Source organism: Pseudomonas agarici (assembly GCF_900109755.1).
GTDB lineage: Bacteria > Pseudomonadota > Gammaproteobacteria > Pseudomonadales > Pseudomonadaceae > Aquipseudomonas > Aquipseudomonas agarici.
This window is the reverse complement of the sequence record NZ_FOAR01000017.1, coordinates 79,682-103,559: the sequence shown is the minus strand read 5'-3', so window position 1 is coordinate 103,559 and position 23,878 is coordinate 79,682. Positions and strand designations below refer to the sequence as shown.

At 60.8% G+C, this 23,878-nt stretch carries 16 protein-coding genes; 9 read left to right on the top strand and 7 right to left on the bottom strand.

Features of this window, described 5'->3' with window-relative positions; all coding sequences use genetic code 11:
- Positions 1-50: 50 nt before the first annotated feature.
- Positions 51-1,163, bottom strand: a complete 1,113-nt coding sequence (zapE, locus tag BMX68_RS16405) for a cell division protein ZapE (protein ID WP_017132042.1) — start codon at positions 1,161-1,163, stop codon at positions 51-53.
- Between the two features lie 180 nt (positions 1,164-1,343).
- On the opposite strand from zapE, the gene BMX68_RS16400 reads away from it, so the two are divergent.
- Positions 1,344-1,811: an LEA/WHy family protein gene (locus BMX68_RS16400; protein ID WP_017132043.1), complete on the top strand. Its 468-nt coding sequence runs from the start codon at positions 1,344-1,346 to the stop codon at positions 1,809-1,811.
- Between the two features lie 137 nt (positions 1,812-1,948).
- On the top strand, positions 1,949-2,944 hold the full coding sequence (locus tag BMX68_RS16395; RefSeq protein ID WP_017132044.1) for a FecR family protein: 996 nt from the start codon (positions 1,949-1,951) through the stop codon (positions 2,942-2,944).
- A gap of 67 nt (positions 2,945-3,011) precedes the next feature.
- Here the strand turns inward: BMX68_RS16395 and pvdQ are convergent, their stop codons facing one another.
- Positions 3,012-5,360, bottom strand: a complete 2,349-nt coding sequence (pvdQ, locus tag BMX68_RS16390) for a bifunctional acylase PvdQ (RefSeq protein ID WP_017132045.1) — start codon at positions 5,358-5,360, stop codon at positions 3,012-3,014.
- Positions 5,361-5,654: 294 nt separating this feature from the next.
- Here pvdQ and BMX68_RS16385 point away from each other — a divergent pair, with 294 nt between their 5' ends.
- Entirely contained in the window at positions 5,655-6,032 is a 378-nt protein-coding gene (locus tag BMX68_RS16385; protein ID WP_017132047.1) for a fe2+ zn2+ uptake regulation protein, read from the top strand.
- A 4-nt stretch (positions 6,033-6,036) separates the two neighbouring features.
- On the opposite strand, the gene BMX68_RS16380 is transcribed toward BMX68_RS16385, so the two are convergent.
- The 4 genes from BMX68_RS16380 to BMX68_RS16365 all read right to left on the bottom strand — a co-directional run bounded on the left by BMX68_RS16380 (position 6,037) and on the right by BMX68_RS16365 (position 12,676).
- Entirely contained in the window at positions 6,037-6,225 is a 189-nt protein-coding gene (locus tag BMX68_RS16380; RefSeq protein ID WP_017132048.1) for a hypothetical protein, read from the bottom strand.
- Positions 6,226-6,560: 335 nt separating this feature from the next.
- Positions 6,561-10,235 (bottom strand): translocation/assembly module TamB domain-containing protein, encoded by a 3,675-nt coding sequence (locus BMX68_RS16375; protein ID WP_074862374.1) that lies wholly within the window; start codon positions 10,233-10,235, stop codon positions 6,561-6,563.
- The gene (locus BMX68_RS16370) at positions 10,232-11,959 is read right to left on the bottom strand and encodes an autotransporter assembly complex protein TamA (protein ID WP_026013186.1); all 1,728 of its coding nucleotides are present in this window, start codon (positions 11,957-11,959) and stop codon (positions 10,232-10,234) included. Before BMX68_RS16370 ends, BMX68_RS16375 begins: the two co-directional genes overlap by 4 nt.
- 66 nt (positions 11,960-12,025) lie before the next feature.
- On the bottom strand, positions 12,026-12,676 hold the full coding sequence (locus BMX68_RS16365) for a GNAT family N-acetyltransferase (RefSeq protein ID WP_017132051.1): 651 nt from the start codon (positions 12,674-12,676) through the stop codon (positions 12,026-12,028).
- A gap of 192 nt (positions 12,677-12,868) precedes the next feature.
- Here BMX68_RS16365 and xthA point away from each other — a divergent pair, with 192 nt between their 5' ends.
- Positions 12,869-13,681, top strand: a complete 813-nt coding sequence (xthA, locus tag BMX68_RS16355; protein WP_017132053.1) for an exodeoxyribonuclease III — start codon at positions 12,869-12,871, stop codon at positions 13,679-13,681.
- Between the two features lie 35 nt (positions 13,682-13,716).
- Here the strand turns inward: xthA and BMX68_RS16350 are convergent, their stop codons facing one another.
- Positions 13,717-14,925, bottom strand: coding sequence for an acyl-CoA dehydrogenase (locus tag BMX68_RS16350; RefSeq protein ID WP_017132054.1), 1,209 nt, complete (start codon positions 14,923-14,925; stop codon positions 13,717-13,719).
- 151 nt (positions 14,926-15,076) lie between these two features.
- On the opposite strand from BMX68_RS16350, the gene BMX68_RS16345 reads away from it, so the two are divergent.
- From BMX68_RS16345 to BMX68_RS16320, 5 genes are all read left to right on the top strand, one after another.
- The gene (locus tag BMX68_RS16345) at positions 15,077-16,006 is read left to right on the top strand and encodes a LysR family transcriptional regulator (protein ID WP_017132056.1); all 930 of its coding nucleotides are present in this window, start codon (positions 15,077-15,079) and stop codon (positions 16,004-16,006) included.
- Positions 16,007-16,093: 87 nt separating this feature from the next.
- Complete coding sequence (locus BMX68_RS16340) at positions 16,094-16,495, top strand: MerR family transcriptional regulator (protein WP_017132057.1); 402 nt, start codon at positions 16,094-16,096, stop codon at positions 16,493-16,495.
- A gap of 65 nt (positions 16,496-16,560) precedes the next feature.
- Positions 16,561-17,460 carry a hydroxymethylglutaryl-CoA lyase gene (locus BMX68_RS16335; RefSeq protein ID WP_017132058.1) on the top strand — a complete coding sequence of 300 codons (900 nt, stop codon included), beginning with the start codon at positions 16,561-16,563 and terminating at the stop codon, positions 17,458-17,460.
- A 685-nt stretch (positions 17,461-18,145) separates the two neighbouring features.
- Complete coding sequence (locus BMX68_RS16325) at positions 18,146-21,580, top strand: calcium-binding protein (protein WP_143063305.1); 3,435 nt, start codon at positions 18,146-18,148, stop codon at positions 21,578-21,580.
- A gap of 112 nt (positions 21,581-21,692) precedes the next feature.
- Positions 21,693-23,822, top strand: coding sequence for a hypothetical protein (locus tag BMX68_RS16320; protein WP_017132061.1), 2,130 nt, complete (start codon positions 21,693-21,695; stop codon positions 23,820-23,822).
- The last annotated feature ends 56 nt before the right edge of the window (positions 23,823-23,878 follow it).

Sequence of the window (23,878 nt, the reverse complement as noted above, 5' to 3'; positions counted from 1 at the left end):
TCAAGCTCGGATGGATGGGCGATATCCGTAACGGCAGAAAAACATACGTTTCACTGACCGAAGCGCTGCCATTGCATCTCATGCAAACGACTGAGTGCTCGGCGAAACGGGAAGGCCAGATAACCTTCGGTGTACAGCTCATCCAGCGCTACCTGGGCACCGATATAGAGTGGCACCTTGCGGTCGTAACACTCGTCCACCAGGGCAATGAAGCGTCGCACGCTATCGTCGTGCATCGACAGCGGCGGCAGCTCGCGATCCCCAGTAGCGACGCGCTGTGCCGCGTCCTCGGTGCCACGGGCGATACGTCCGGGACGCTGACGGGCACTGAGCACCGGCACCTCGATCAGGAAAATCGCCGTGTAACGATCACACAACGCCATGAAATCCATGGCCGCCAGGGGCTGCTCGCACAACTCGCCATAGCGGCAGCACAGCACGGTAGGCGAGGCTCGCACCACCGTCAGGGTCCGATGGCCGATGGCAACCGATGCACCGCTGACTGGCTGCCCAACCGTTAACCTCTTGAACGTTTCGATCAGCTCGGTCGATTGCCCCTTGGGTACGACCCAATAGCGCTGTACCCCGGTACCCGGATGCAAACGATGATCCTCGCCACCATCGACATCCACCACCTCCATGTGCCGTTCGATGGCGGCAATTGCCGGCACAAAGCGCTCGCGATTGAAACCATCGGCATAGAGCTGTTGCGGCGGCTGGTTGGAGGTAGCGACGATGACCACGCCCTCATCGAACATCCCCTGGAACAGACGCCCGAGGATAATCGCATCGCCAATATCGCTGACGAACAGCTCATCGAAACACAGCACCCGGACCTCTCCGGCCAGCTCACGGGCCAGGGCCCGCAACGGATCGGCGATACCGCTGAGCTGGAACGAACGCTGGTGAACCCAGCTCATAAAGTGATGAAAGTGTTGGCGCCGCGACGGCACGCGCAGGGTCTGGTAGAACCGATCCATCAGCCAGGTCTTGCCGCGCCCGACCGGCCCCCAGAGATAGACCCCCAGGGGAAACTGCCTCTCATGCAACGCCGCATGGCAACGCTCCAGGGCCTGCACCGCTCGCCATTGGGACGGGTCATGGACAAAACCGTCCCGTTCGACGGCGGCGCGGTAGGCATTCAGGGGGGAATCGGCCGTCATGGCATCTTGCGAGCTCGCAATCAGGGCCGTGCAGTATGCCAGATTGTCCTGGTCGACGCCCTTATGCTCCCCCCGACATCAGCCAGCCCGCGACGCTCAGCAGCAAAAGCCGGGCGAACTCCCTGAAGGTCACAGCGTCTATGCTTGACCGTACTGCCTGACTTTCGAGAGGCCTTCGTCATGCGCAAACTCCTCGGCCTCGGCCTGCTGTTCCTGACCCTCGGTGCCTGCGCGCTGTTCCCTGACCGCGACCCGCTGAATATCAATGTGGTCGGCATCGAACCGCTGCCCAGTCAGGACATGGAGGTACGCTTCGCCGTGACTCTGCGCCTGCAGAACCCCAATGAAAACGCCATCGACTACAACGGCGTGGCCCTCGACCTTGAGGTCAACGGCCGCCCGCTGGCCTCCGGTGTCAGCAATCAGCAGGGCTCGATCCAGCGTTTCTCCGAAGCGACGCTGACGGTGCCGATCAGTGTCTCGGCGTTTTCCGTGCTGCGCCAGACCCTCGGCCTGAGCCAGACACAGAACCTCGACAACCTGCCCTACGTCCTGCGCGGCAAGCTAGCCGGCGGGCTGTTCGGCACGATGCGTTTCGTCGAGCGCGGTCAGCTGAACCTGGCGGGCCCCAACGCCGGCACCTGGTGAGCCGCCGCCCCGGGTGAGATCAACGATTTTAGCGAACCGTTCGGCGAAAAACCGCAGCCGAACTGATATGCATTTGCCATCTGCTGTTCTCGGCAAGCACCAGGGAAGGTTAGAATGGAGCAAATAGGAAAGAGTCAATGACAGAACCTATCCTCTCCGAAGCCGAGTACGATGCGATCACCGATGCCGCCGCGCATTGGTGTATGCGGCTGCATGAGCAGGATTGCACGGCGGCCGAGCGCATGCATTTCGAGGCTTGGCTCAAGGCTGATCCGCTGCATGCCGTCGAATACGAGGCGATGGTGGAGATCTGGGACCTCGCCGATCACCTGCCACCTCACCCCAAGGCCGAAGTTATCCCCTTGCCTGCCAGGCGCCGTGGTGGGTCGCGTTATGCTGTCGCTGCCGTCAGCCTGTTGGCGATTCCGCTGGCTGGCTATATGGGCTGGAATCTCGGTTGGCTGCCCAGTAGCTATCAGAGCTTCGAGACCGGCGACCAGCTCAAGCACGTCACGCTGGCCGATGGCAGCCATGTGGAATTGAACCTCGATACCCAGCTTACCTACAGCAATTACAAGGATCAACGACGGGTCACGCTGAAAAAGGGCGAAGCCTTTTTCGAGGTCAGCCATAACATCGAACATCCCTTCGTAGTGAAGGCCGCCAACGGCCAGATCAGTGTCACCGGGACCCAATTCAACGTCTGGATGTACGACAACCAGGTACGTGTAACCCTGCTTCAGGGCTCGGTATTGGTCAGTAGCGATACCCGCCAGCCCGGCGGCTATCTCCTCGATCCCGGTATGCAGGCTCACTACAAAGCCGGCGACTACGAGCCGCAGATCAACCAGACCTACGCCAACGACGCTTCCCTGGCCTGGCGCAACGGCAAGCTGATCCTCGATAACCTGAGCCTGAGCGATGCCCTGCCGCTGATCAATCGTTACCTGAGCAGCCCGGTATTGCTGGCGGACCCGGCCACCGGCGCGATCCGCATCGGCGGGATCTACAGCACCGGGGAAGTCGAGAAGCTGGTCACCTCACTGCCCAAGGTCCTGCCGGTCTACCTGACCCAGAACAAGGACGGCAATCCAGTCGTCAATTCGATTCCCCGGGACAAGCCCCGGAGCTGATTGCAATGCCGCTCACTTAAGAACGATCTGAAGTCGGGCTTGCCCACTCGCCACAGACCGCGTCACGCTATTCCCGCGCCAGCTTTCCGTCCTGCGGCACGCCAGTATGCATCTCGCTGATCACCTGCAACCGATACTGCTTGTCGGCTTTGATCTGCTGCTCGGTAAACGGCAAGACGCTCCAGGCCTTCTTCGAGAACGCCTCGGTCTGATCGCGAAAATGTGCCGAAGCCGGGTCGCTGGACAATGAGAACGCCAGCAATCCCTGGGCTTGCGGGCCATTTTCATCGAAGCTGACCACTTGCAGGTAGCTAGTGCCGCTGACCACCTCGCGCTTGCCGCCTTCGCCTGGAACACTCTGGATCGCGTTGTATACCCCCAGCGTGGCCGGCCCACCGTGCACCGGCACTGGCTGCCCGCCCTGACTGACCTGCTGGATATCGCCCCATTGCATATCGGCCTTCAGCCCCGCCTGGTTCACACTCTCGACCGACGCCAACATTGCCGCGCGCACGGCCTTGGCCACTTCGCTCCGGTCGATGTCCAGCCCGCGCGGGGTGCGCTGCGGATCGGTCGGATCGAACTTGACCCGCCAGATATCGACCCCCTCGAACAACTGCCCCATGATATTTTGGAAATGCACAAAACCCAGGCCACTGTGCAGATTGGCATGCTGGTCCCAGTTCTTCAGGCTGGCGCACAGCGGCGCCAATGCCGCCGCGTCCGCGCCCAGCTCGGCAGTACAGAATTGCAGCAGGTCCGGTAGCACCTGGCCGGCGAGGTAAACCTGGTCATCCATCACCATCCGTTGCAGATCCTCGACCTTGACCGAACCGGGCTGGTTCAGACGCGCCAGTTGCTCAAGGGCAAATCGGGCACGCAGACCCAGAGGCTGGCCGTCGCGGCTGATCACCGGCGAAAAGCCCTTGAGCGGCGCTGCCGGGTTGACCAGCCAGGCCGAGTCATTGGAGTTCTGCACATAATCACCGCGCTCAAGTTGCGGTAACTGGTCCGCCGGAAAAATCCCCTTCTGTGCGGCAGTCGCGGCCACGCTCCAGGCACAGCCACGGCGCGAACCATCGAGCACGATCAGTTCGGTGCCGGCCTTAGGATCACTGCACTCGCGCAACTTGCCGGCATCCACATACGGCACCACCGACAGGTTCATGTACAGCGCCAGACCCTGGTCATCCACCGCCAGGGTATTGACCCAGGGAATTCCCTGGATCTCATGCACTGCAGTCTGCAACGCCTTGAGACTGTCGGCCCGGTTCATCGCGTACCACTGCTGCAGCACGCGATCGTTGTCCTGGTTGGCGTCACGCAGGCTGAAGGCGACCTGATGGTTCCAGTCGAGTTTACCGGGCCATTGCACCACCGGCCCGAATACTGAGCTGTAGACCACTCGGGAGACGGCCTTGCGGTGGCCATCCGGCTGCGTGATCTGGACGGTCACCGAGCGCTTTTCCATGGGTGTGGATTGCCCATCCAACAGATAACGGGTCGGGTCCTTGGGATCGAGTTGCAACCGATACAGGGTGAAGTGCTTGGAGGTGTCGACCGTGTGGGTCCAGGCCAAGTGCTGGCTGAAACCGATATTGATCAGCGGCAGCCCTGGCAACGCGGCGCCCATCACATCGAGTTCGCCGGGAATGGTCAGGTGCATCTGATAGAAACGCATGCCGCCAATCCACGGAAAATGCGGGTTGCCGAGCAACAGGCCACGGCCGTTGAATGAGCGCTCGCGCCCGATTGCCACGCCGTTGCTGCCGCGATCCAGGGCGAACCGCTGCATACGCTCGGCGGCCAATCGGAACGGCGCCGACGGCAGTTGGGCGGTCTGCTCGGGCGGTGTCGCCGCCACTAGGGCTTCGGCGAATTGGCCGATACCGCCCTCGACCAGCAAGCGTCGGGTCAGCTTGACTGAGTCCAGCACGGTGATCGGCCGCATCCAGGCCCCTTGGCACTGCGTCGGCAAGCCTTGAGCCCGGCGCTCACGTAACTGACGATTATAACCGGCCACATACCCCTCGACCCGCTGCTTGATCTGCGGGGTCTGTGCCTGCCAGAACGCCAAGACCGCCGTCGGCGTGTTGAGCCAGTTGAAAAATAGGTCGCTGGTGAGGTTTTCCGTTTGTTCCACCGTCAACGCCTGGGGGCCGAAATACTTCGAGCGCTCGCCATTGACCGTGACAATCTCGTTGGCCAACAGACACAGGTTGTCCTGGGCATAGGCATAGCCGATGCCATAACCCAAGCTACGCTCGTCGCTCGCCAGAATGTGCGGGACACCGAAGGTGGTCCGACGGATATCGGCACTCAGCTCGCCGTTTAAGGGTCGCGCATGGACGCCCAGGCTCAGGCCGATTAACAACGCTGCCAGGCAGCACCTGGAAAATGGCTGAAAAGTGATCACGCGCACTCCTGATAAAATAATCCAATACCAGGCGGCGCGGGACATGGCAGCGAACGGGCGCCCGGCAAAAACCGGCGCCTACGAAAAAAAGCAGCCGATGCCTGCCCATACAGACGAATGTCACCCCCGGAATTTAGTCGCTCGCACGGCTCAAGACCAGCCTCTTGACATGTCTGCGACCTGATATCGACAAATTTTCTACATGCTGGGCTTCATGATTTATCCGTCTCGTTCGTATTAATAGGCGAGAGCAGACATCACTTTCCTGATCAGGCTCTGAAAAGGAGTTTTTGCATGTACGACCAGCACAGGCCAACGGACGGTATTTCCTTGCAACGCGATCCTACCTACAGCTCGGGCGCCATGTTTGCCAAACCTGCCGAGCGCAATGGCAACGAGCGTATTCGCCAACTACTCAAGCACTTCGGCTTGCGCACCAGCCTGGTCCGCCTGAAGGTAATCGATGCCCTGCTCGACGCCAGCGCCCCCCCGTGTCGCCTGGGCGTGCGTGGCGTCCACAGTCACCTGCTGGAGCTGGACATTCCGTTGTCCTTCCTCAGCGTGCGCGAAGTGCTCAAGCGCTTGTGCAGCGACGGTGTCGTGGTGCTCAACGCGGACAAGAGCTACAGCCTGCACCCCGATGCGCTGACGGCGCTGCAACGGCAGGATTGACCGGTCAGGGCTTGACCTTGCGCCGCATCACGCCGTTGATGATCACCACGACCACCGCCACGCCGATGGCGATGTACTGAAACAGCTTCTCGCTGATCACCCCCGTGTTCTGCAGGTAAGTGAGGCCGAACATGATCCCCAATACCACTAGGACGATCAGAATCGAGTACTTCAAACGTTGTGCCTGGGTCATTGCATACATCCTGAAAAAAGCCTGGAACGGAGAAATGTATCGGGTTTGTATCGGCATTCATGCCAAGCGCTTACAGCGCTCGCCGAATAGGCCGCGCCAAACGCAGTCTTATGATACAACCAGCGAGGGTTTCTGCTTCCTGGCTCTAACCATGAGGATGTATCCATGTTTCGTCGAATCACACTGCTGATTCCTGTGTTACTCATGTTGTCCATGAGCGGTTGCATCATATTTCCCCACGGCGGCGGTGGCTGGCATGACCATCGGCATTATGGAGGCGGCCCAGGTTACTACCGTCGCTGATATCCACGGGTGAGCCGTTCGGCTCACCCGTTCTAGAAATCGCGCTTGTAGAAGATATCCAGCGAACTCGCCACGCCACTCGCCGCCTCCAGGTACACCCGCTTGCTCAGCAGGTAGCGCAAGGCAATCGTATTGGCCGGCTCGAACACTCCCACCCCGTAGCGCAGGCTCAGTTTCTCGGTGATCTTGCCGCTGGCCACCACCGCTGTGTTGACGCCGCTGCCCTGGCTATCCAGCTCGAAATCCTGGATACCGAGGTTTTTCGCCAGATCGGAGGTCACCGACGAACTGCCCATCAGGCCCAACCCTAACGCGGCCTGGGCCAGCATATTGTTGTCTTCCCCGGTATTGCTCAATGGCCGTCCCAGCACCAGGTAGGACAACGCCTGTTCCTGGCTCATCGCCGGTTCCGAAAAAATCTGCGTGGTCGGTTGCTCGGCGCTGCCACTCAGGCGAATCCCGGCCACCACATCGTCGGTCTGGCGAATCGCCTCGATATCCAGATACGGCTGGTCCACCGGACCGGTAAACAGCAGGCGCGCGCGGCGAATGGTCAGGCGCTGGCCGTAGGCCCGATAACGCCCATCGTTGAGTCGCAGTTCGCCACGGGTGTCGAGATTGTCGCCGATATGCACCTGTCCCTGCAGATTCGCAGTGAGGCCAAAGCCACTGAAGCTCAGGGTGTCCTGGCCGACCACGACATCGACATCCATAGCGATGGCCAACGGCGCCTTGCCCTCCTCGGTCTGGTGCCCGACGATCACGGTGTCATCCGAGACCTTTACCGTCGAAGGCGGCAACTCGCGCACGGTGATCTGGCCCTTGGGCACCATGACCTTGCCGGCGATCGCCAGCTTATCGCCCTGCATCGAAATCTTCAGGTCCGGGGCAACTTCCAGTGCCGCGTAGGGCTCGACGGTCACCGGCAATTGCGCGCCTTTGACCGCGATATCCACCTGCAGCGCGTCAGCCCAGCCGATATGCCCGGCCAGACTGCCCTGCCCCGATTCGCCCCCCTTCCAGGTGCCGTTAAGCTGCACGTTCTCACCGGCAATCTGCGCCTGGATCTGCAGGTCGCTGATGGTGGTCGGCAGTTCCGGCCCCGAAATCTCGCCACCATTGAGGCTCAAGTTACCGTTGACCTGCGGCCCCAGCAGACCACCGGACAGGCGGCCACTGCCGTCCAGGCGCCCGGCCAGCTTCTCGACCATCGGCACGAATGGTCGGATCACGGCGAGGTCGAGACCGCTGAGGCGGAAATCGCCGCTCAGGGGTTTACTCTTCGCCAGTGGATTGATCTGCGCCTGGAGGGTCAGCTCACCCAGCTTGCCGCCGCGAAAGTCCAGGCGGGTATCGACGCGCCGGGGCGTCAGGTCGCTGGTCAACCTGAGGGTTTGATAGGGGAAGTCCAGCCACTGGCGGCGCTTCTCGCGGATACGCAAGGTGCCACCGCTGGCGTCGATCACGATCTGGCCTTTTGGTCCACTGCTCGGCAGGTCCAGTTTCAGATCGGCATTGAGCCGGCCCTGCCAGGCGAAGTCCCGAGGCATCCACGGCGCCAGGCTTTCCAGCGGAAATTGCTTGAGGTGGTAGCGCAACTTGGGCTCGGGCATCAAGCGCTGGTCCTCGCCGCACAGGCTGGCGTCGCCGGACAACCAACAATGGGCGCCGAAGGTCAGCCGGCCATCCGCCAGCCGCTCCAGCTTCGCCGGGCTCTGCAGTTTCCAATCCTGGCCACCGGTGCGTACATCGCCCGAGGCCAGGCGACCGCGCCAGTTGCCCCGATCCAACGTACCATCCAGGCCCAGGGCCAATGTCAACAGGGGTCCTTGCAGATCCAGTTGCACCTGTTGGCGGCGGAGATCGCCCTGGCCGTTGACCAACAGGTCGCCCAGATCGGTTTCGCCGAGTTTGATCACTCTGCCTTTCAGTTCGATGCGGGCGCGCTGGGCGTTGTCGAGGTTCGCTTCAAGACCCAGACTCTGCAGATGATTATCCGCAAACGCCAGTTGCTGCCCTTGTAGACTGACCTTGCCCTGAGGGGCCTTGAGGCTGCCGGAGAGATCGGCCCGGCCCTTGAGTTGTCCGCGCAATTGCGGCCAGAGCTGGCCGAGACGCGGCATATTCAGTTCGAGCTGTCCGGCCAGGCGTTGGCGCAGGCTGCCATTGCCGCTGATGCGGTTGTCACCCAGGCGAACCTCCAGGGCACTGAGATCCCACTGCTCGCCGGTCCCCGCCGCTTTGGCCTGGAACACCGCCGGTTGCCCACGCAGCCTGCCCTTGAGATCGAGATGGGCGTCCAGGTTGAGTTGTTCGTTCTTGAACTGCCCCTTGCTGCGCAACGGTCCGGCCAGGGTGCCGGGCAGCTCCGCGACCCAGTACGCCGGGTTGATCGCACTCAGATCCAGCGCGGTATCCCAGGCCACACCGTCGGCAAACTGCAATTTAAGGTAACCGCTGGCCTTACCCTGCCCCGCCGTCAGTTCAAATTGCGGCAGGGCGATCTGCCGCAGGTCGCCGCTGAACGGGCTGAGCAGGCTGAAGCGGCCTGCCGGGCCGTCGAGATCGGCCTTGAAATTGCCCAGGTAGTTGCCGTCGGTGTAGTGCACTTCACCGATAAAGGTCCGCGCCTTGACCGCCGGCTCGTCGATCTGCGGGTACAGCCGATGCCAGGGAAAATCCAGCCAGTCGACAGTGGCGTCGGCCCTTAAGCCCTGGCGCCAGTCCAGTTGCCCGCTGACTTTCAGGCGCTGGTCGGCACTGGCCGTCAGGTCCAGGGCGCTGATCTGCGCCCCATTGGCATCGACCCGGCCTTGCAGCGCGAGGTCGATCGGCCCCTGCTCGGCCGGCAGGGTCGCCCGACCCCGCAACTGGTAACCGTTTTTCAGGTCGCCATTGCCGGTCAACTCAAGTTGATTGAGTTGCAGGGTGTCCGGCAGATCGGCGCTGACCTTGAGGCCGTCGGCGGCGATCTTCACCCGTGCCGGCAGGTTCTGCGCAAGGGCCTGCACTTCTCCCGTCAGTTGACCTTGCAGATAACCGCTGCTGTCGGCCTTGAGCTGCAGGGTCTTGAGCAAGTCGCCCTGCACATCCAACGCCAGCGACCACGGCGCGCCACCGGGCGCCGGCAGCAGCAGCTTGCCGCGTACCGATAATGGCCAGTCGCCAGTGGGTTGCAACAGCCCGGACAGTTCCAGGCTCAGGTCATCGCGTTGCAGATGCACACTGTCGATCTGCAAACCGGCGTGCGTCCAGTGCGCCGCCAGTTGCAGCGCCCTGAACTGCTCGCTGCCGTCCAACAGGAAACTGCCGATACGCACCTGCTCCAGGCGAATCGCCACGGGCAACTTCAGCTCGGGCAAGGTCATCGGCCCGCTGCTGGCCTCGGCGCTCGGCGCAATATGCAGCTCGACCCGTTCGACATCCAGTTGCTCGATGCACAGGTTCAAACGTGCCAGGCATGACAACGACCAGTCGAAGCGCGGCTCAAGCAGCTCGACCTTGCTGCCGTTTTGCTGCCAGAGCAGATGATCGGCCCGCCATTGCCCGCCGAGACGACCCTGAAAATTCTCCACGCTCAAGCCCGGTATTTGCGCCAGCGCCCAGCGGCTGCCAGCCTGGGTGCCCAGCACCGCTCCCAGCACCGCCGCCACCAACAGCACTACCGCGAGGATCACCAGACCCGAGATTTTCAAACCACGCTTCACAACTCAGGCCCCATTGAAAAATGCAAACGAATACCGCCGGGATCATCCAACGCATGGGCCAGGTCGAGACGGATCGGTCCGACCGGCGATACCCAACGCACGCCAATACCGACGCCGGTCTTCAGGCTGGGAAAGTCCAGGCTGTTGAACGAATTGCCCTGGTCGACAAAGGTCGCGACCCGCCACTTGTCGGCCACGGAGTATTGGTACTCAAGGCTACCAGCCACCATGTAGCGACCACCGATCCGGTCGCCATCGGAGTTTTCCGGGGACAAGGTCTGGTAGTCATAACCGCGCACGCTCTGGTCGCCACCGGCAAAGAAGCGTAAGGACGGCGGCACCGACTTGTAGCCGTTAGTGGCGCTGCCGCCCACTTGCACACGTCCGAGGAAGCGGTGCTTGTCCCAGACGGTCGTCAGCCCCTTGACCAAGGCGGTGCTATACAGCAGGTTGTTGTCCGACCCCAGGCCCTCCTTGGCGACTTTGGCATCGAACTGCAAGCGATAGCCGTTGTGTGGATCGATACGGTTATCACTGCGCAGGTACGAGTAGCTGACACCCGGCATTAGCAAAGTACTCAGGCCCGAGTCATCGCCCAGGCGATATTCCTCGCGCTGCCATTTCAGCGAGATCACCCGCTGCCAGCCGCTGGGTAGCATGCTGTGCCATTCCGGGCCGACCGTGAGCAGCTTGCTCAGACTGTCGGTGTTGGCCAGTTCTTCATACTGATAACCGGCGGCCCAACGCAGCTTGTCGGTCAGCGGCGGGTCCAGCGGATGATCATACCAAATGCCGACGTTCTGCCGCGGCGCGGAGATTTCGCTTTCGATCCCGTAGCTGTCGCCCTCGCCATTGACCCAGTGCCGGGTCCAGTTGGCCTTGCCCCGTGGTCCGACGTCGGTCGAATAGCCAAGGCCCAGGCCCATGGTACGCGGCTTGCGGGTCTGCAACTGGACGTCCACCGGAATCACTTGGGCCGTGGCGGCAGTCGGTGTGGCATCCACCCGCACACCGTCGAAATAACCGCTCGACTGCAGGGCCTGATTGAGTTCGGCGATCAGTTCGGAGTCATACGGGGTATCGGGCTTGAATGGCACCATGCGTTGCAGCAAATCATCGTCGAACGGCGTGTCACCGGCAAAATGTACCTTGCCCAGGGCATAGCGCGGGCCGCTGTCGTAAACCAGTTCGATATCGGCGACACCGGCCTGCGGGTCAACCGAGAGTTTCTGCGCGGTAAAGCGCCCGCTGAAGAAGCCGTAGCGCGAAGCCTGGTTCTGGATCAGGCGCTTGGCGTCTTCGTAATGACCATGATTGAGCACGGCACCGGGCTTGAGCGTATCGCTCTTGGGCACCCGGAAGGTCTTCAGCCTGGCGGCCGGCCCCTCGATGCGCACGGTCACATTACGCAGGCGCACCGGTTCTCCGGGGTCGATGGTGAGGATCAGGCGCGGCGTCTTGCCTCCCTCGACCTCGCTTTCTATTTGCGGCTGGTAGTAACCCAGCGCCTGAGCGGCTTTTCGCGCCTGCTCCTCGGCCCCCCGGCTGAAGCGTTCGAGCCCGCGCTCGCCGCGATTGCCGAGGCTACCGATATAACCTTGCACATTGGACTTCAACTCATCGTTGGCCGGTTTGACCCGAACATCGAGTTCACTTTGTGCCAGCGCCGCCATGCTGCACAAAAGCGCAAGCAGGCCGCTGGTGAATCTTCCTGAAAACGTCATAAGCGCGGATGCTACCACGGGCTGGAGACCGTCATAGAACCTCGGTGGACGTTAAAAGTTCGACCCTCAAGCCATTGCTGTTTGTAACACCTTCGGGTTGGCGTGATAGAACACATGCTCCAGGATCGGTCCTACCGCCACTTCGCCGATCTCCTCATAGCCCTGACGCTTGTAGAACGCCAGGTGACGCAGGTTACCGGTATCGAGGACAACACCTTCGGAATGTTCGTCCTCGGCACACCAGTTATGCACTGCGGTCAGCAGTTGCTCGCCGTAATGCCGGCCCTGGAACTGCGGATGAATCCCCAGCAGCGGCAACACGTGGACTGCGGTGGAAGGCACGCAAGCCATCACCGCTTGATGATAATCCAGATAGCGCCGAGTGCACTTGAACCCCGTGCAGAGCAGCATGCGCAGGCGCCAGGCCCAGCTCTCGGTAATCCCCAGGCGGCGTTGCGGTGGCGCGATCAGGGCGATACCGATCAGGCGGTCGTTGACCAGCAGCCCGATGGCTGGCAGTTCCTGGAAAAAGTGCTGCTTGACCAGTTCCCGTACCGTGGCCCGGACCCGTTGTTCGTAACCTGGGCGTTCGGACTCGAACAGGTAGCCGAAGGTGGGTTCGTGACGATACGCGTGATACAGCAACGAACGCGCTTCGCGTGAATAACCGCTGCCCAGCAGGTGAATCTGGGCGACGGTGTCTGGAGTGTCGGGCATGACGGTCAGTCTCTCTGGACGCTGCGTAAACACAGCTTGTTGTTATGTACGAACGCTTGATGCCGGCGACCGTTCAAAGCGACCGCCAGTAACATCTTGATAAAAGACGTTAGCAGTGCATTTGTCCTACCGCCATGCTGGTCGAGATCCGACTTGTCGGCTAGCATCGCTGTTTTGCCAGGACTGTCGCCCATGAAGATCGTCTCGTTCAACATCAACGGCCTGCGCGCCCGCCCTCATCAGTTGGCGGCGCTGATCGAAAAACATCAGCCGGACGTGATCGGCCTGCAGGAAACCAAGGTTTCCGACGAGCAGTTCCCCCTGGCCGAAGTCGAAGCCCTCGGTTACCACGTACACTTTCATGGCCAGAAAGGCCATTACGGCGTCGCCCTGCTCTCGCGCCAAGCGCCGCTGAGCCTGCACAAAGGCTTCGAGAGCGACGACCAAGAGTCGCAGAAGCGCTTTATCTGGGGCACCTTTGCCGATCGGAACGGCACCCCGGTAACCATCATGAATGGTTACTTCCCCCAAGGCGAAAACCGCGACCACCCGACCAAGTTCCCGGCCAAGGCGAAGTTCTACGAAGATCTGCAGCACTTGCTGGAGAGCCGTTTCAGCAACGAGACGCCGCTGGTGGTAATGGGCGACATCAATATCTCCCCGCAAGACAGCGATATCGGCATCGGTGCCGAGAATGCCAAGCGCTGGTTGAAAACCGGCAAGTGCAGCTTCCTGCCGGAAGAGCGCGAATGGCTGGCGCGCCTGAAGAACTGGGGCCTGGTGGACAGCTTTCGCCACCTGCACCCCGAAGTGAACGACCGCTTCAGTTGGTTCGATTATCGCAGCCGTGGTTTTGAGGACGAGCCCAAGCGCGGCCTACGCATCGACGTGATCATGGCGTCCAACGGCCTGCTGTCGCGGGTCAAGGCTGGCGGTGTCGATTACGAACTGCGCGCCATGGAAAAGCCCTCGGATCACGCGCCGATCTGGCTGGAGCTGAGCTGAGTGGGTCAGCTGGGTGATTGACTGAGGCCCGCTATCTACCGTGGCACATACTTGCCGATCTCGAACTGGCCAATCGCCGCCCGATGCACTTCGTCCGGACCATCGGCCAGGCGCAGGGTGCGCTGCATGGCATACATGTAGGCCAGCGGAAAATCGTTCGAGACCCCGGCCCCACCATGGATCTGGATCGCCCGGTCGATTACTTTCAAAGCCACGTTGGGCGCCACTACCTTGATCTGGGCGATTTCGCTTTTTGCCACCTTGTTACCGACGGTGTCCATCATGTAGGCCGCCTTGAGGGTCAACAGGCGGGCCATGTCGATCTCCATCCGCGAATCGGCGATCTTGTCGATATTGCCACCCAGTTGCGCCAGCGGCTTGCCAAAAGCGCTGCGGTTGAGCGAGCGCTGGCACATCAGTTCCAGCGCTCGCTCGGCCATGCCGATGGACCGCATGCAGTGGTGGATCCGCCCTGGGCCAAGGCGCCCCTGGGCAATCTCGAAGCCCCGGCCCTCGCCCAGCAGGACATTCTCATAAGGCACCCGCACGTTCTCGAACAACACTTCGGCGTGGCCGTGGGGCGCATCGTCGTAGCCGAACACCGGCAACGGACGGACGATCTTGACCCCCGGCGTGTCCAGCGGCACCAGGATCATCGAGTGCTGCAGGTGACGCGGCGCGTCCGGGTCGCTCAGGCCCATGAAAATCAGAATTTTGCAGCGCGGATCGCAAGCGCCCGAGGTCCACCACTTCTTGCCGTTGATCACCCACTCGTCGCCATCGCGCATGGCACGGGCGGCCATGTTGGTGGCGTCCGACGACGCCACATCGGGTTCGGTCATGGCGAACGCCGAACGGATCTCGCCGCGCAGCAGCGGTTCGAGCCAGCGCCGTTTCTGCTCTGCACTGGCATAACGCACCAACACTTCCATGTTGCCGGTGTCCGGCGCCGAGCAGTTGAACGGCTCCGACCCCAGCAAGGATCGGCCCATGATTTCCGCCAGGGGCGCATATTCCAGGTTGGTCAGGCCAGCGCCCAGCTCGGATTGCGGCAGAAATAGATTCCACAGACCTTCAGCCTTGGCCCGCGCCTTGAGCGCTTCCATGATCGCGGTGGGCTGCCAGCGATCACCCGCGGCGACCTCACGCTCGAACACCGGTTCGGCCGGATAGACATAAACGTCCATGAACGCAGTCACACGTTCACGCAACTGCTGAACCTTGGGCGAATAGGCGAAATCCATGGGCAGCTACCTTCTTGAACAGGTGGTCGGGGTGATGGAATCGATGCTAGTTCAGCCACTGAAATCTACCAAAGCTATTCTCGGCGTGTATTAACATTCATCACCAATATATGATCGGCTGATCAAGCCTGGATAATAAGAGCGCCGCGAAATGAATCTGAGCAAGGTCGATCTCAATCTTTTCATCGTCTTCGACGCCATCTATACCGAGACCAACCTGACCCGCGCCGGGCAAATCATTGGTATCACCCAGCCGGCGGTCTCCAACGCCCTGGCACGCCTGCGCGAAACCTTCAACGACCCGCTGTTCGTGCGTACTGCTCAGGGCATGGTGCCGACGCCGATGGCGCAGAACATCATCGGTGCGGTGCGCAACGCCCTCGCGTTGCTGCGTATTTCGGTCCAGGAAAGCCGTCTCTTCAACCCTTTGCAAACGAACAAAACCTACCGCATCAGCATGACCGACCTCACCGAGGCAGTGATCCTACCGTCTCTGTTCCAGCGTTTGCGCCGCCTGGCGCCGAGCGTGGCAATCGAGAGTTTTCTCACCAGGCGTCGCGAAACCACCAAGGAGCTGGCCGCCGGGCGTATCGACTTTGCCGTCGACGCCCCGCTCAACACCGACCTGCAAGTGCGCCATGTCAAGCTAATGGAAGACCGCTATGTGTGCGCCATGCGCAAGGGTCATCCCTTGGTGGGCAAAGGCCAACTGACCCTGGACGATTACCTGGGACAGACCCATATCCATATCTCCAGCCGCCGCAACGGTCTCGGCCACGTGGACCTGGCCTTGGGCAAAATGGGCATCCAGCGCAAGATCGCCCTACGCTCCCAGCATTACCTGATGGCTTCACAGGTGCTGCAACAGACCGACATGGTGATGACGGTGCCAGAACGCTTCGCCTATCGGCATGAACTGCATTACTGGGCACTGCCGGTCAACGACGTACCGCCGGTGCAAACCCACCTCTACTGGCATGAAAGTACCGACCAGGACCCGGCCAACCGCTGGATGCGCGAACAGATGATCGAGTTATGCCAGCAGCTCGCCGCCCATGAGAACAAACCCGACAAGGCCTGAAAACACTGCCGACCTTGTGGTGAGCATGCTTGACGTATACGTCAAGCAGCCCTTAGCTTAGCGTCAGAACCTTTCCAGAGCGCTTTCATGAGCAGCCAGACCTACAGTATCTCCGACCTCGCCCGCGAGCTCGATATCACCACACGGGCTATTCGCTTCTATGAAGAACAAGGCCTGCTCAGTCCCGAACGACGCGGCCTGGAACGCATCTATTCGGCTCGGGACAAGGTGACCCTGAAATTGATTCTACGGGGCAAGCGCATCGGTTTTTCCCTGGCCGAATGCCGCGAACTGATCGAACTCTACGATCCCACCAGCGGCAACCAGAAACAGCTCAACAGCATGCTGGCGAAAATCACCGAGCGCCGTAGCCAACTCGAACAGCAACTGCTGGATATCGAGCAGATGCAACTGGAACTCGATACTGCCGAGGAGCGCTGCATCCAGGCGTTGGCACACACCCTCGACAGCCAAGCCATAACCCCCTGACTGCACTTGTGGCAGCGGGCTGGCAAGCCTGTCCCACAGCAAGTCACCCACAAAGGTGTCTTCCCATGTCATTACCCAGCCACGTCCGCCTGATCGAAGTCGGCCCCCGCGACGGCTTGCAGAACGAAGCCCGGCTCATTAGCGTCGACGACAAGGTGCGCCTGGTGGATCGCCTGACCGATGCGGGTCTGGGCTACATCGAAGTCGGCAGCTTCGTTTCGCCCAAATGGGTCCCACAGATGGCCGGCTCCGCCGAAGTCTTCGCTCGCATCCGGCGCAAGCCCGGCGTCACCTACGGCGCCCTGGCCCCCAACCTCCGCGGCTTCGAAGATGCCATGACCGCCGGAGTCAAGGAGGTGGCGGTATTCGCCGCCGCTTCCGAAGCGTTTTCCCAACGCAATATCAATTGCTCCATCAGCGAAAGCCTCGCGCGCTTCGTACCCATCATGGACGCGGCCCGCCAGCACGGCGTGACCGTGCGCGGCTATGTGTCCTGTGTGCTCGGCTGTCCCTATGAGGGTCCGGTCGCCGCCGAGCAGGTCGCCGTGGTGGCCCGCGAACTCTATACACTGGGTTGCTACGAAGTGTCCCTGGGCGACACCATCGGTACCGGTACGCCAGGGGCCACCCGGAGAATGTTCGAGGCAGTCTCGGCGCAGGTGCCGCGAGAAAAACTCGCCGGACACTTCCATGACACCTACGGCCAGGCCATGGCCAATCTCTACGCCAGCCTGCTGGAGGGCATCCAGGTCTTCGACAGTTCCATTGCCGGCCTGGGCGGTTGCCCGTATGCCAAGGGTGCCAGCGGTAACATCGCCACCGAGGACGTGCTCTACATGCTCAATGGCCTGGGCATCGATACGGGTGTCGATCTGGACCAACTGCTGCTCGCCGGCCAGGAAATCTGCACGGTACTGGGCCGCGCCACAGGATCGCGCGTCGCCAAGGCACGCCAGGGGGAATGAATGCATCCAAGTGTTACCGTTTGGAAACAAAAACGAGTAACACGGAAACAAATTTAGCTATTTTTCTGCGACGGTGGCTGGATAAAATTATCAAGTCATTGATTTTAAAGAGTTTGCAAAAGTTGGCACGCCACCTGCTATATCTCCTGCATAACAAAAATAAAAAGCAGCAAACCCATAAAAATAAGACGTACCGACTCTGACATAACAAAAACAACACGGCAGAGACGCAGCTAACAGATTTTTTTGGAGAAGGTGTGCTTTCAGGGGACTTAACCGTTACCCGCAACCGGGCAGAGAACAATAAAACTACCTCAAGGTAGCTACCGAACTGGTTGGATCACCTGATAAGGCAGATCAGCGCTCAAAAAAATACGTTTGCTCTTGATCCCGGATGGGGATCAGCCAAAACAGCGGTAAAGGGCCACGGTTGACAAAAACAACAACAGACCGCCCCTCAATAATAAAAAAGAGCCTACAACAACGCATTCAAGGGGAGCTTCGGCTCCCCTTCGTGTTTCTGCCTCTCTGTCATTCGACAACTCTCCTGGCTGTTCCATATTTATGTAAAGCACGCCTGATTCCACGGGACGGATACTGAGTCTGCCTTCGTTAACCTTGCCTGCGCGCCAGCAGCAGCGAGCAGTCCAGCACATTCAACATTCAGGAAAAATGGATTTTACCTATGTCGATTTCAACAGATGCCACGGCTCACCCTGGAGCACTCGCCCACACCTTACGCGTTTCCGACATTGTCCCTGCGCCAGGAGCCGCCGCACCTGGCGGCAACAACCAGCAGGTGCGGCTGTCACGCCTGGCGAAACAGGACGAGCGCTTCGGCCCCCTGCGCATCGGCGAACTCAACCTCAGCCGAATGCAACTTCATGCCATGGGCGCCACGCTCGCCGGTCGACCGCTCAGCGAGCAGTATGTCCGGCACGCCGACCAGTGGTTTATCGATGGACTGCAGCTAGACGCCATCAAGGTTGGACAAGCCATCACCGCGAGCGCTCAAGCCCACCAGCAAAGCGTTCCCCACATGCTGTTCGAGATTGCCGCCCAGCGCTCGATCGACGCCCCGGCACTGCTTAGCGAGCCCGAAGGGCGCGATCCACAGTCGAGCCTGCACAAGCTCGGCAGGCTGCTCGACGCGGTCCAGCAGTTGGACCTGCGTGCCCCGCCACTCCCCGACATCCAGCCGAGCTGGGTCGATAAAGCCAAAAGCCGGAGCATGACCAGTGCCGGTGTCGGCATGCAAGCCTATGGCCTGTACTGCGGTATCACAGGCACTTTCGAGGCGTTGAAAAAGGGTGATCGAGCAGAAGCGGCCATCAATGTCGGAGGGATCGTCGCGGAAGTCGGCTCGGTGACCGCCGAGCTCGGCCTGGCCAAGACCGCGCAGGCCATGATTCGCCATGGCGGTCTGGTGTTCAACGGTTTCAGCGCCACCAGTGTCGCCAAGGGGCTGGCTCGTAGCGCGGGCCTTCTGGGCTCGGCACTCACCCTGCCGTTCGATCTGTACAACGCGATCAGATCCTTCAACGACGCGGCGGCGGCCCAAGGCAAGCAAGCCCAGGATCATTACGTCAGCGCGGCGTTGAGCCTGACCAGTGCGGGCCTGTCCCTGGCGCTGGGCACCGGTGCATTGGCTGGCTTCGGTGCGGCCGGCCCGGTCGGCATCGTCGCCGGGATGGTGCTGATCCTGGGCGCAAGAATCTATGGCGCGGCTCGCCAGGTCGATGACATCGACGACTATATCGAACTGAGCCTGGGCGAACGCTGGCGCTCCGGCTGGCAAGCATTCTGGGGCATGTCCCTGGACCAGGGCATCCTCGACCGGTATCAGATCGCGGTAGCCACCGATAACCAGGTCAGTGCCCAGGAAAAGGCCGCCCGCGCGCTGCTCGATGGGGAACTGAAGGACAGTGTGCAAACCATCGTCACCGGCAAGTTCCAGATCGAACTGATATCGGTCAAACACTGGAAGCATCAATGGGACGCTCGTCGCGCGCAGACACCTTATCGTCAGGTCAATGAAACGACGCTGCGCGAAGGAAACGATACAGTGGACGCCAGCGACGGCGTGCCGTCGTCAACGCCAGGAGTTGTCGAGGGCAGCGCAGGTGAAGCGAAAGGTATCCTCTGGCAACTCGGCGGCGGGGACGACAGCATCATCGGTGTACGGAACAAACCGAACTACTTTAGCTATGGCGAAGGCCTCAAGACACTGACCGGTGGGGACAAGGACGATCTGTTCCAGTTCACCGCCGCCGGCGAGCGCCTCAAGAGTACCCCCCTCCTTGCCCGATACCATGCCCTGCGGGGCGGTTCGGGAACCGACACGCTGGCATTGCTGGGAACACCGGCCAGGCCCTCGCGCTACATTGGCTACAGCATCGACCTCAAGCACGGCAGGCTGGGCCTGCGCACCGCCAGACCACACTCTCCCGCAACCCTCCACACGACCTTCGACTCGATCGAAAACGTCGAAACCCTGGCCGGCGCCAGCAACCACGTGCAAGGCACAGACCAGGCCAACCGGATTGTCGCCCATGGCGAGGGCGACCTGATCGAGGCAGGCGCGGGAGATGACACGATCCTGCTCCTGGGAAACAATGCCCAGGCAGCAGGAGGGCCGGGCAAGGATCACTACTTCGTCGGCGCGAACAGCAACACCGCGACGATCGACGAAGACGGCCAGGCCCCCAGTCTCATCGAAATGGGTTGGGAATTCGGACGTATCCTGCGCTGGTCCGTGCAAGGCACTTCACTGGTCGTCTCATCACGGAGCGACGAGGATGGCGAGCTTGCGGAAAAGAACATCACCGTCACCCACGTCTACAAGACGCTTGGCGACGAACGGCGGTTGCAGAACGACCTGCTGGAATTCATCACCCTGGACGGCTATCGCCTCAGGCCAGACCTGCCGGCACGCTTGAGCGGCGTGACACCTCACGACCTCAAGGCCGTGGTAACGACCGTAGGTCGGCGCCCATCCGACCCGATCATTGTCACCGGTGCTCAAAAGCACGTTAGCGCAGAACAGAGCCCCGGCTTTTTTATCGCACGCTACAGCTGCGCGCAGATCGTGAGCTTGGCCGCCACCTCGACCTGTACGCTCTATATCGACTATGACAGTACTGAAATAGCCAGCGTGGAGGCGTGCTATACCGTCAGCTCCACACGCCAGGGCGCCTTCGACTACCTGAGTTATGGTGAAACCCAACTGACCCTGACGTTCAACGATGGCAAGCGCCTGGAGCTCCTGCAACCGTACCGGAACCGCTCGGCGGTCGGCAGCAATGTGGGAGGCAGCCTGGTCGCCTCCGGGCTGTCGCTCAATCGGCCCTTTGTCCTGGTAATGCGCGACGGTCGGTCGTATCGCCTGCAAACACCCCGGCACTCGTATTTCGACGATCATCGCGAACCTGGGCTCAAACGGGTCAAGAACCTGGCACTGTTGCGTCAGCGCCAGGGCGAATACCTGTTCGTCCGGCCCAGGCATGCACCCGCGACGGTATTGCAGGCCCACCGGCAGCGTATCGATATCCCGGCCGAACCCCAGGTGAGCTTCTATATCCTGGAAGGCCAGGCATCCTCCTATGACCTCTACCCCCGCGCCAATACGTCCATCAGCCTGACGACCCCCGGCGCCGCCACGCAAGAGACCAACGCTTCGCTCTGGAATATCTACCCCGACTTTCTTGACGAACCGATAGATCGCAGCCACATCAGCCTCGATCGCAACCGTCTGGCCATCGGTACAGTCAACATCATGCTGCCCGAGGACGAGGGGAGCGACCAGCCGCTGGAAAAGGTCCGGGTGTTCACCCGCGCCGGCAATCGCTACGACATTCAATACGAGTTCGGCAAAGTGCTCCTGGGTGAAGTCAATGCCAGGGCCTACGCCGATCCCGACGCGATCCTCAAGGATATTCGCCAGCACCGACAGAAAGGCGAACTGATCGCCGACCTGCTCGAGATCAGACACATCCGCCTGAAGGATGCGAGCACCGCAAACCTCTACTACGACACCGAAAACGACGACTGGACGGTGGACACCGACTGGTCACGCAGTATCCGCACGGATGAATTGCAGATCCTCGCGCCGGCTTTGTAGAGCCCTTCCATGAACGGTCCCGGGCTCGCCAGCGCGTTCGGAACCGTATTAATACCCGATTGATTACAGATCCTGAACAGGATGTTTATTTCTTTGATTGGCAGGTATCCCCATGTCTCCGAAAATCCCGATCAAACCAAAATCCCCGCCTATCAGGCGACCCGAGTTACAACCGTCAGGCCTTCCCGCATCCGCGACGCCATCCACCAGCCGCTTACCGCAGCCCGACGGTCTGCAACCGCAACACCTGGACGGCCCGGCGGTTGCTTCCGACCAGCCCCACGCCAGCTACCCTCGACCGACGACCGCCACGCCGACCGACCAGCACCTGCCAGCGACGGTGGTTGCCGACCCGCCCGGCACCGCCATCCCGCTGGAAACCTACCGGATCACCACCGGTGAAGCCTTGCCGCCGCCCAACAAGCAGGGCCTGCGGATCACCAAGAAGCGTCGTTATGTCGACCTCGAAGACGGTGGTACGGTCATGGTCGTGTATGACGCGCAACTCGACACCTATCGGGCAAAACGCTCCGACGAACTGCTGCCCTCCGGCCCCGCACTCTACCGGATAGGCACGAGCACCACCTGGGGCCTGATGCCAATGGCATCGCGTGTCGATCTGCCCACGGCCAGCCAGCCTCCACTCAAGCGGCCACGCCAGGCTGAAAGTCCAGCAGACGGCACCGAAGCCAAACCAGCGGCTGAAGCCAGCCACATACCGATGGCGCCAGGTGTGATCGTCGCCAAGTTCAGCTATTTCACCCCAAGCCCCTACACACCGCTCTTCGGCCCCGACAGCCAGGGCTACTACCGATTGAAAAATCTCGAAGCCTATAAACAACCCGGTGTTGCGGACAGCGTATTCGCGTTCAGCAGGGACGACAGCCATTGGGTACTGGTCGAACCGCCAGAGGGCCGAATGGACCTGGCCGGTCAGCCGATCCCCCCCGAACAACTCCCGACCTGGACGGACCGGGAGATCTGGGCGCTCTACGGCCTTCATGGCAACGAGATCAACCGCTTTCGTTCCGAGGCCGAGGCGATAGGCAGGCCGCCTCGATGGGCCCACGCCAACCAGGAAGGTAGCGCCAGGGACCAATTGATCCAGGCTCTGAAGTGGGCTTACCCGGACAAGAGCGCCGAAGAACGCGGACAGATACTGCGAAGATACAACCTGTTGCCGAGCATGCTGCCTCGCCTGAAACAGGCACTGCTGGAAAACGGCAAAACCCCGGAATGGGCTGAAGCGCATAAGCTCCAGTCGATGGCCGAGACCAACCCGCATCGCTTTGACTTGCTGGAACAAGAAGTACTACCGCATATCCGCCCTATCAGAAACTTCGAACCCTACTCGCTTGACCGGGATTTCGACGCTTATTACACCCGGCCATTCCTCGAAGCCTTTCTGCTTAAGATCGGCTACCGGAAAAATATCCATGGCTGCCTGTACCGCACAGATATCCCCGCCATGTTCCGAAGCGAAGATCGCACGCCGTTCGAGCTGGCAAGGGATGGCTGCATGCTCGCCCGCGAAGGCCATCCGCCCGGCTCGACCACAAAAAAAGCCTTGAGTGCCACCTTCAGCCTGAGCGACGCCCAGGGCTACGGTGTGGGCGGCGGTCCCGGCATCGGCCAATTGCGCTACAACACCCAGACCAACAAATACCCCGGCAAGCGCCCCACGTCGGACACCGGCAGTGACTCTGCCACGGGCTCATCGGATACCTCTCAGTCAACCGCGTCGACCGCCGCTAGCCAAAAGAGCGACGCGGCATCGACCGTATCGAGCTCCGGCACACCGATTTCGCTGGACAGCGAACGCGGCTATACCACCTTAAGGCACCGCCAGACTACCCGTTTCATTTATATGATCGATACGCGAAACGTTGAAGTGGTACCGGGCCAGGAGAATTATTTTTTTAACTATGAGGCCGAAAATGTCTTCTTTCCCTATGACGATATCGAGGGTCACATCTCCGTATCGCGCCGGGGAATAAACGCCGATCGGATATGGCTGGTCAACTCCAGTCTCACCCGTGCCGCCAAGGTCCAGGCGATACGAGATGCTGCGGGAGAGTTCGCAGCCAGCATCGAGAGCGCGACCTGGGAGGGTGTCGATAACGGCCATGTCTATGACCAGTTGATCGACCAGGTGGCCGACTCCGGAGAGGCGGTTCTGAATTGGCCAACCGATAAAAAAATCTTTTCCGATGACGTTATCTGGCCATCTGTGACCCGCTGAGTACACGGCTTGATCGCATGAATAGCTACCGCAATTCCAGGTAAGGCAACGCATAC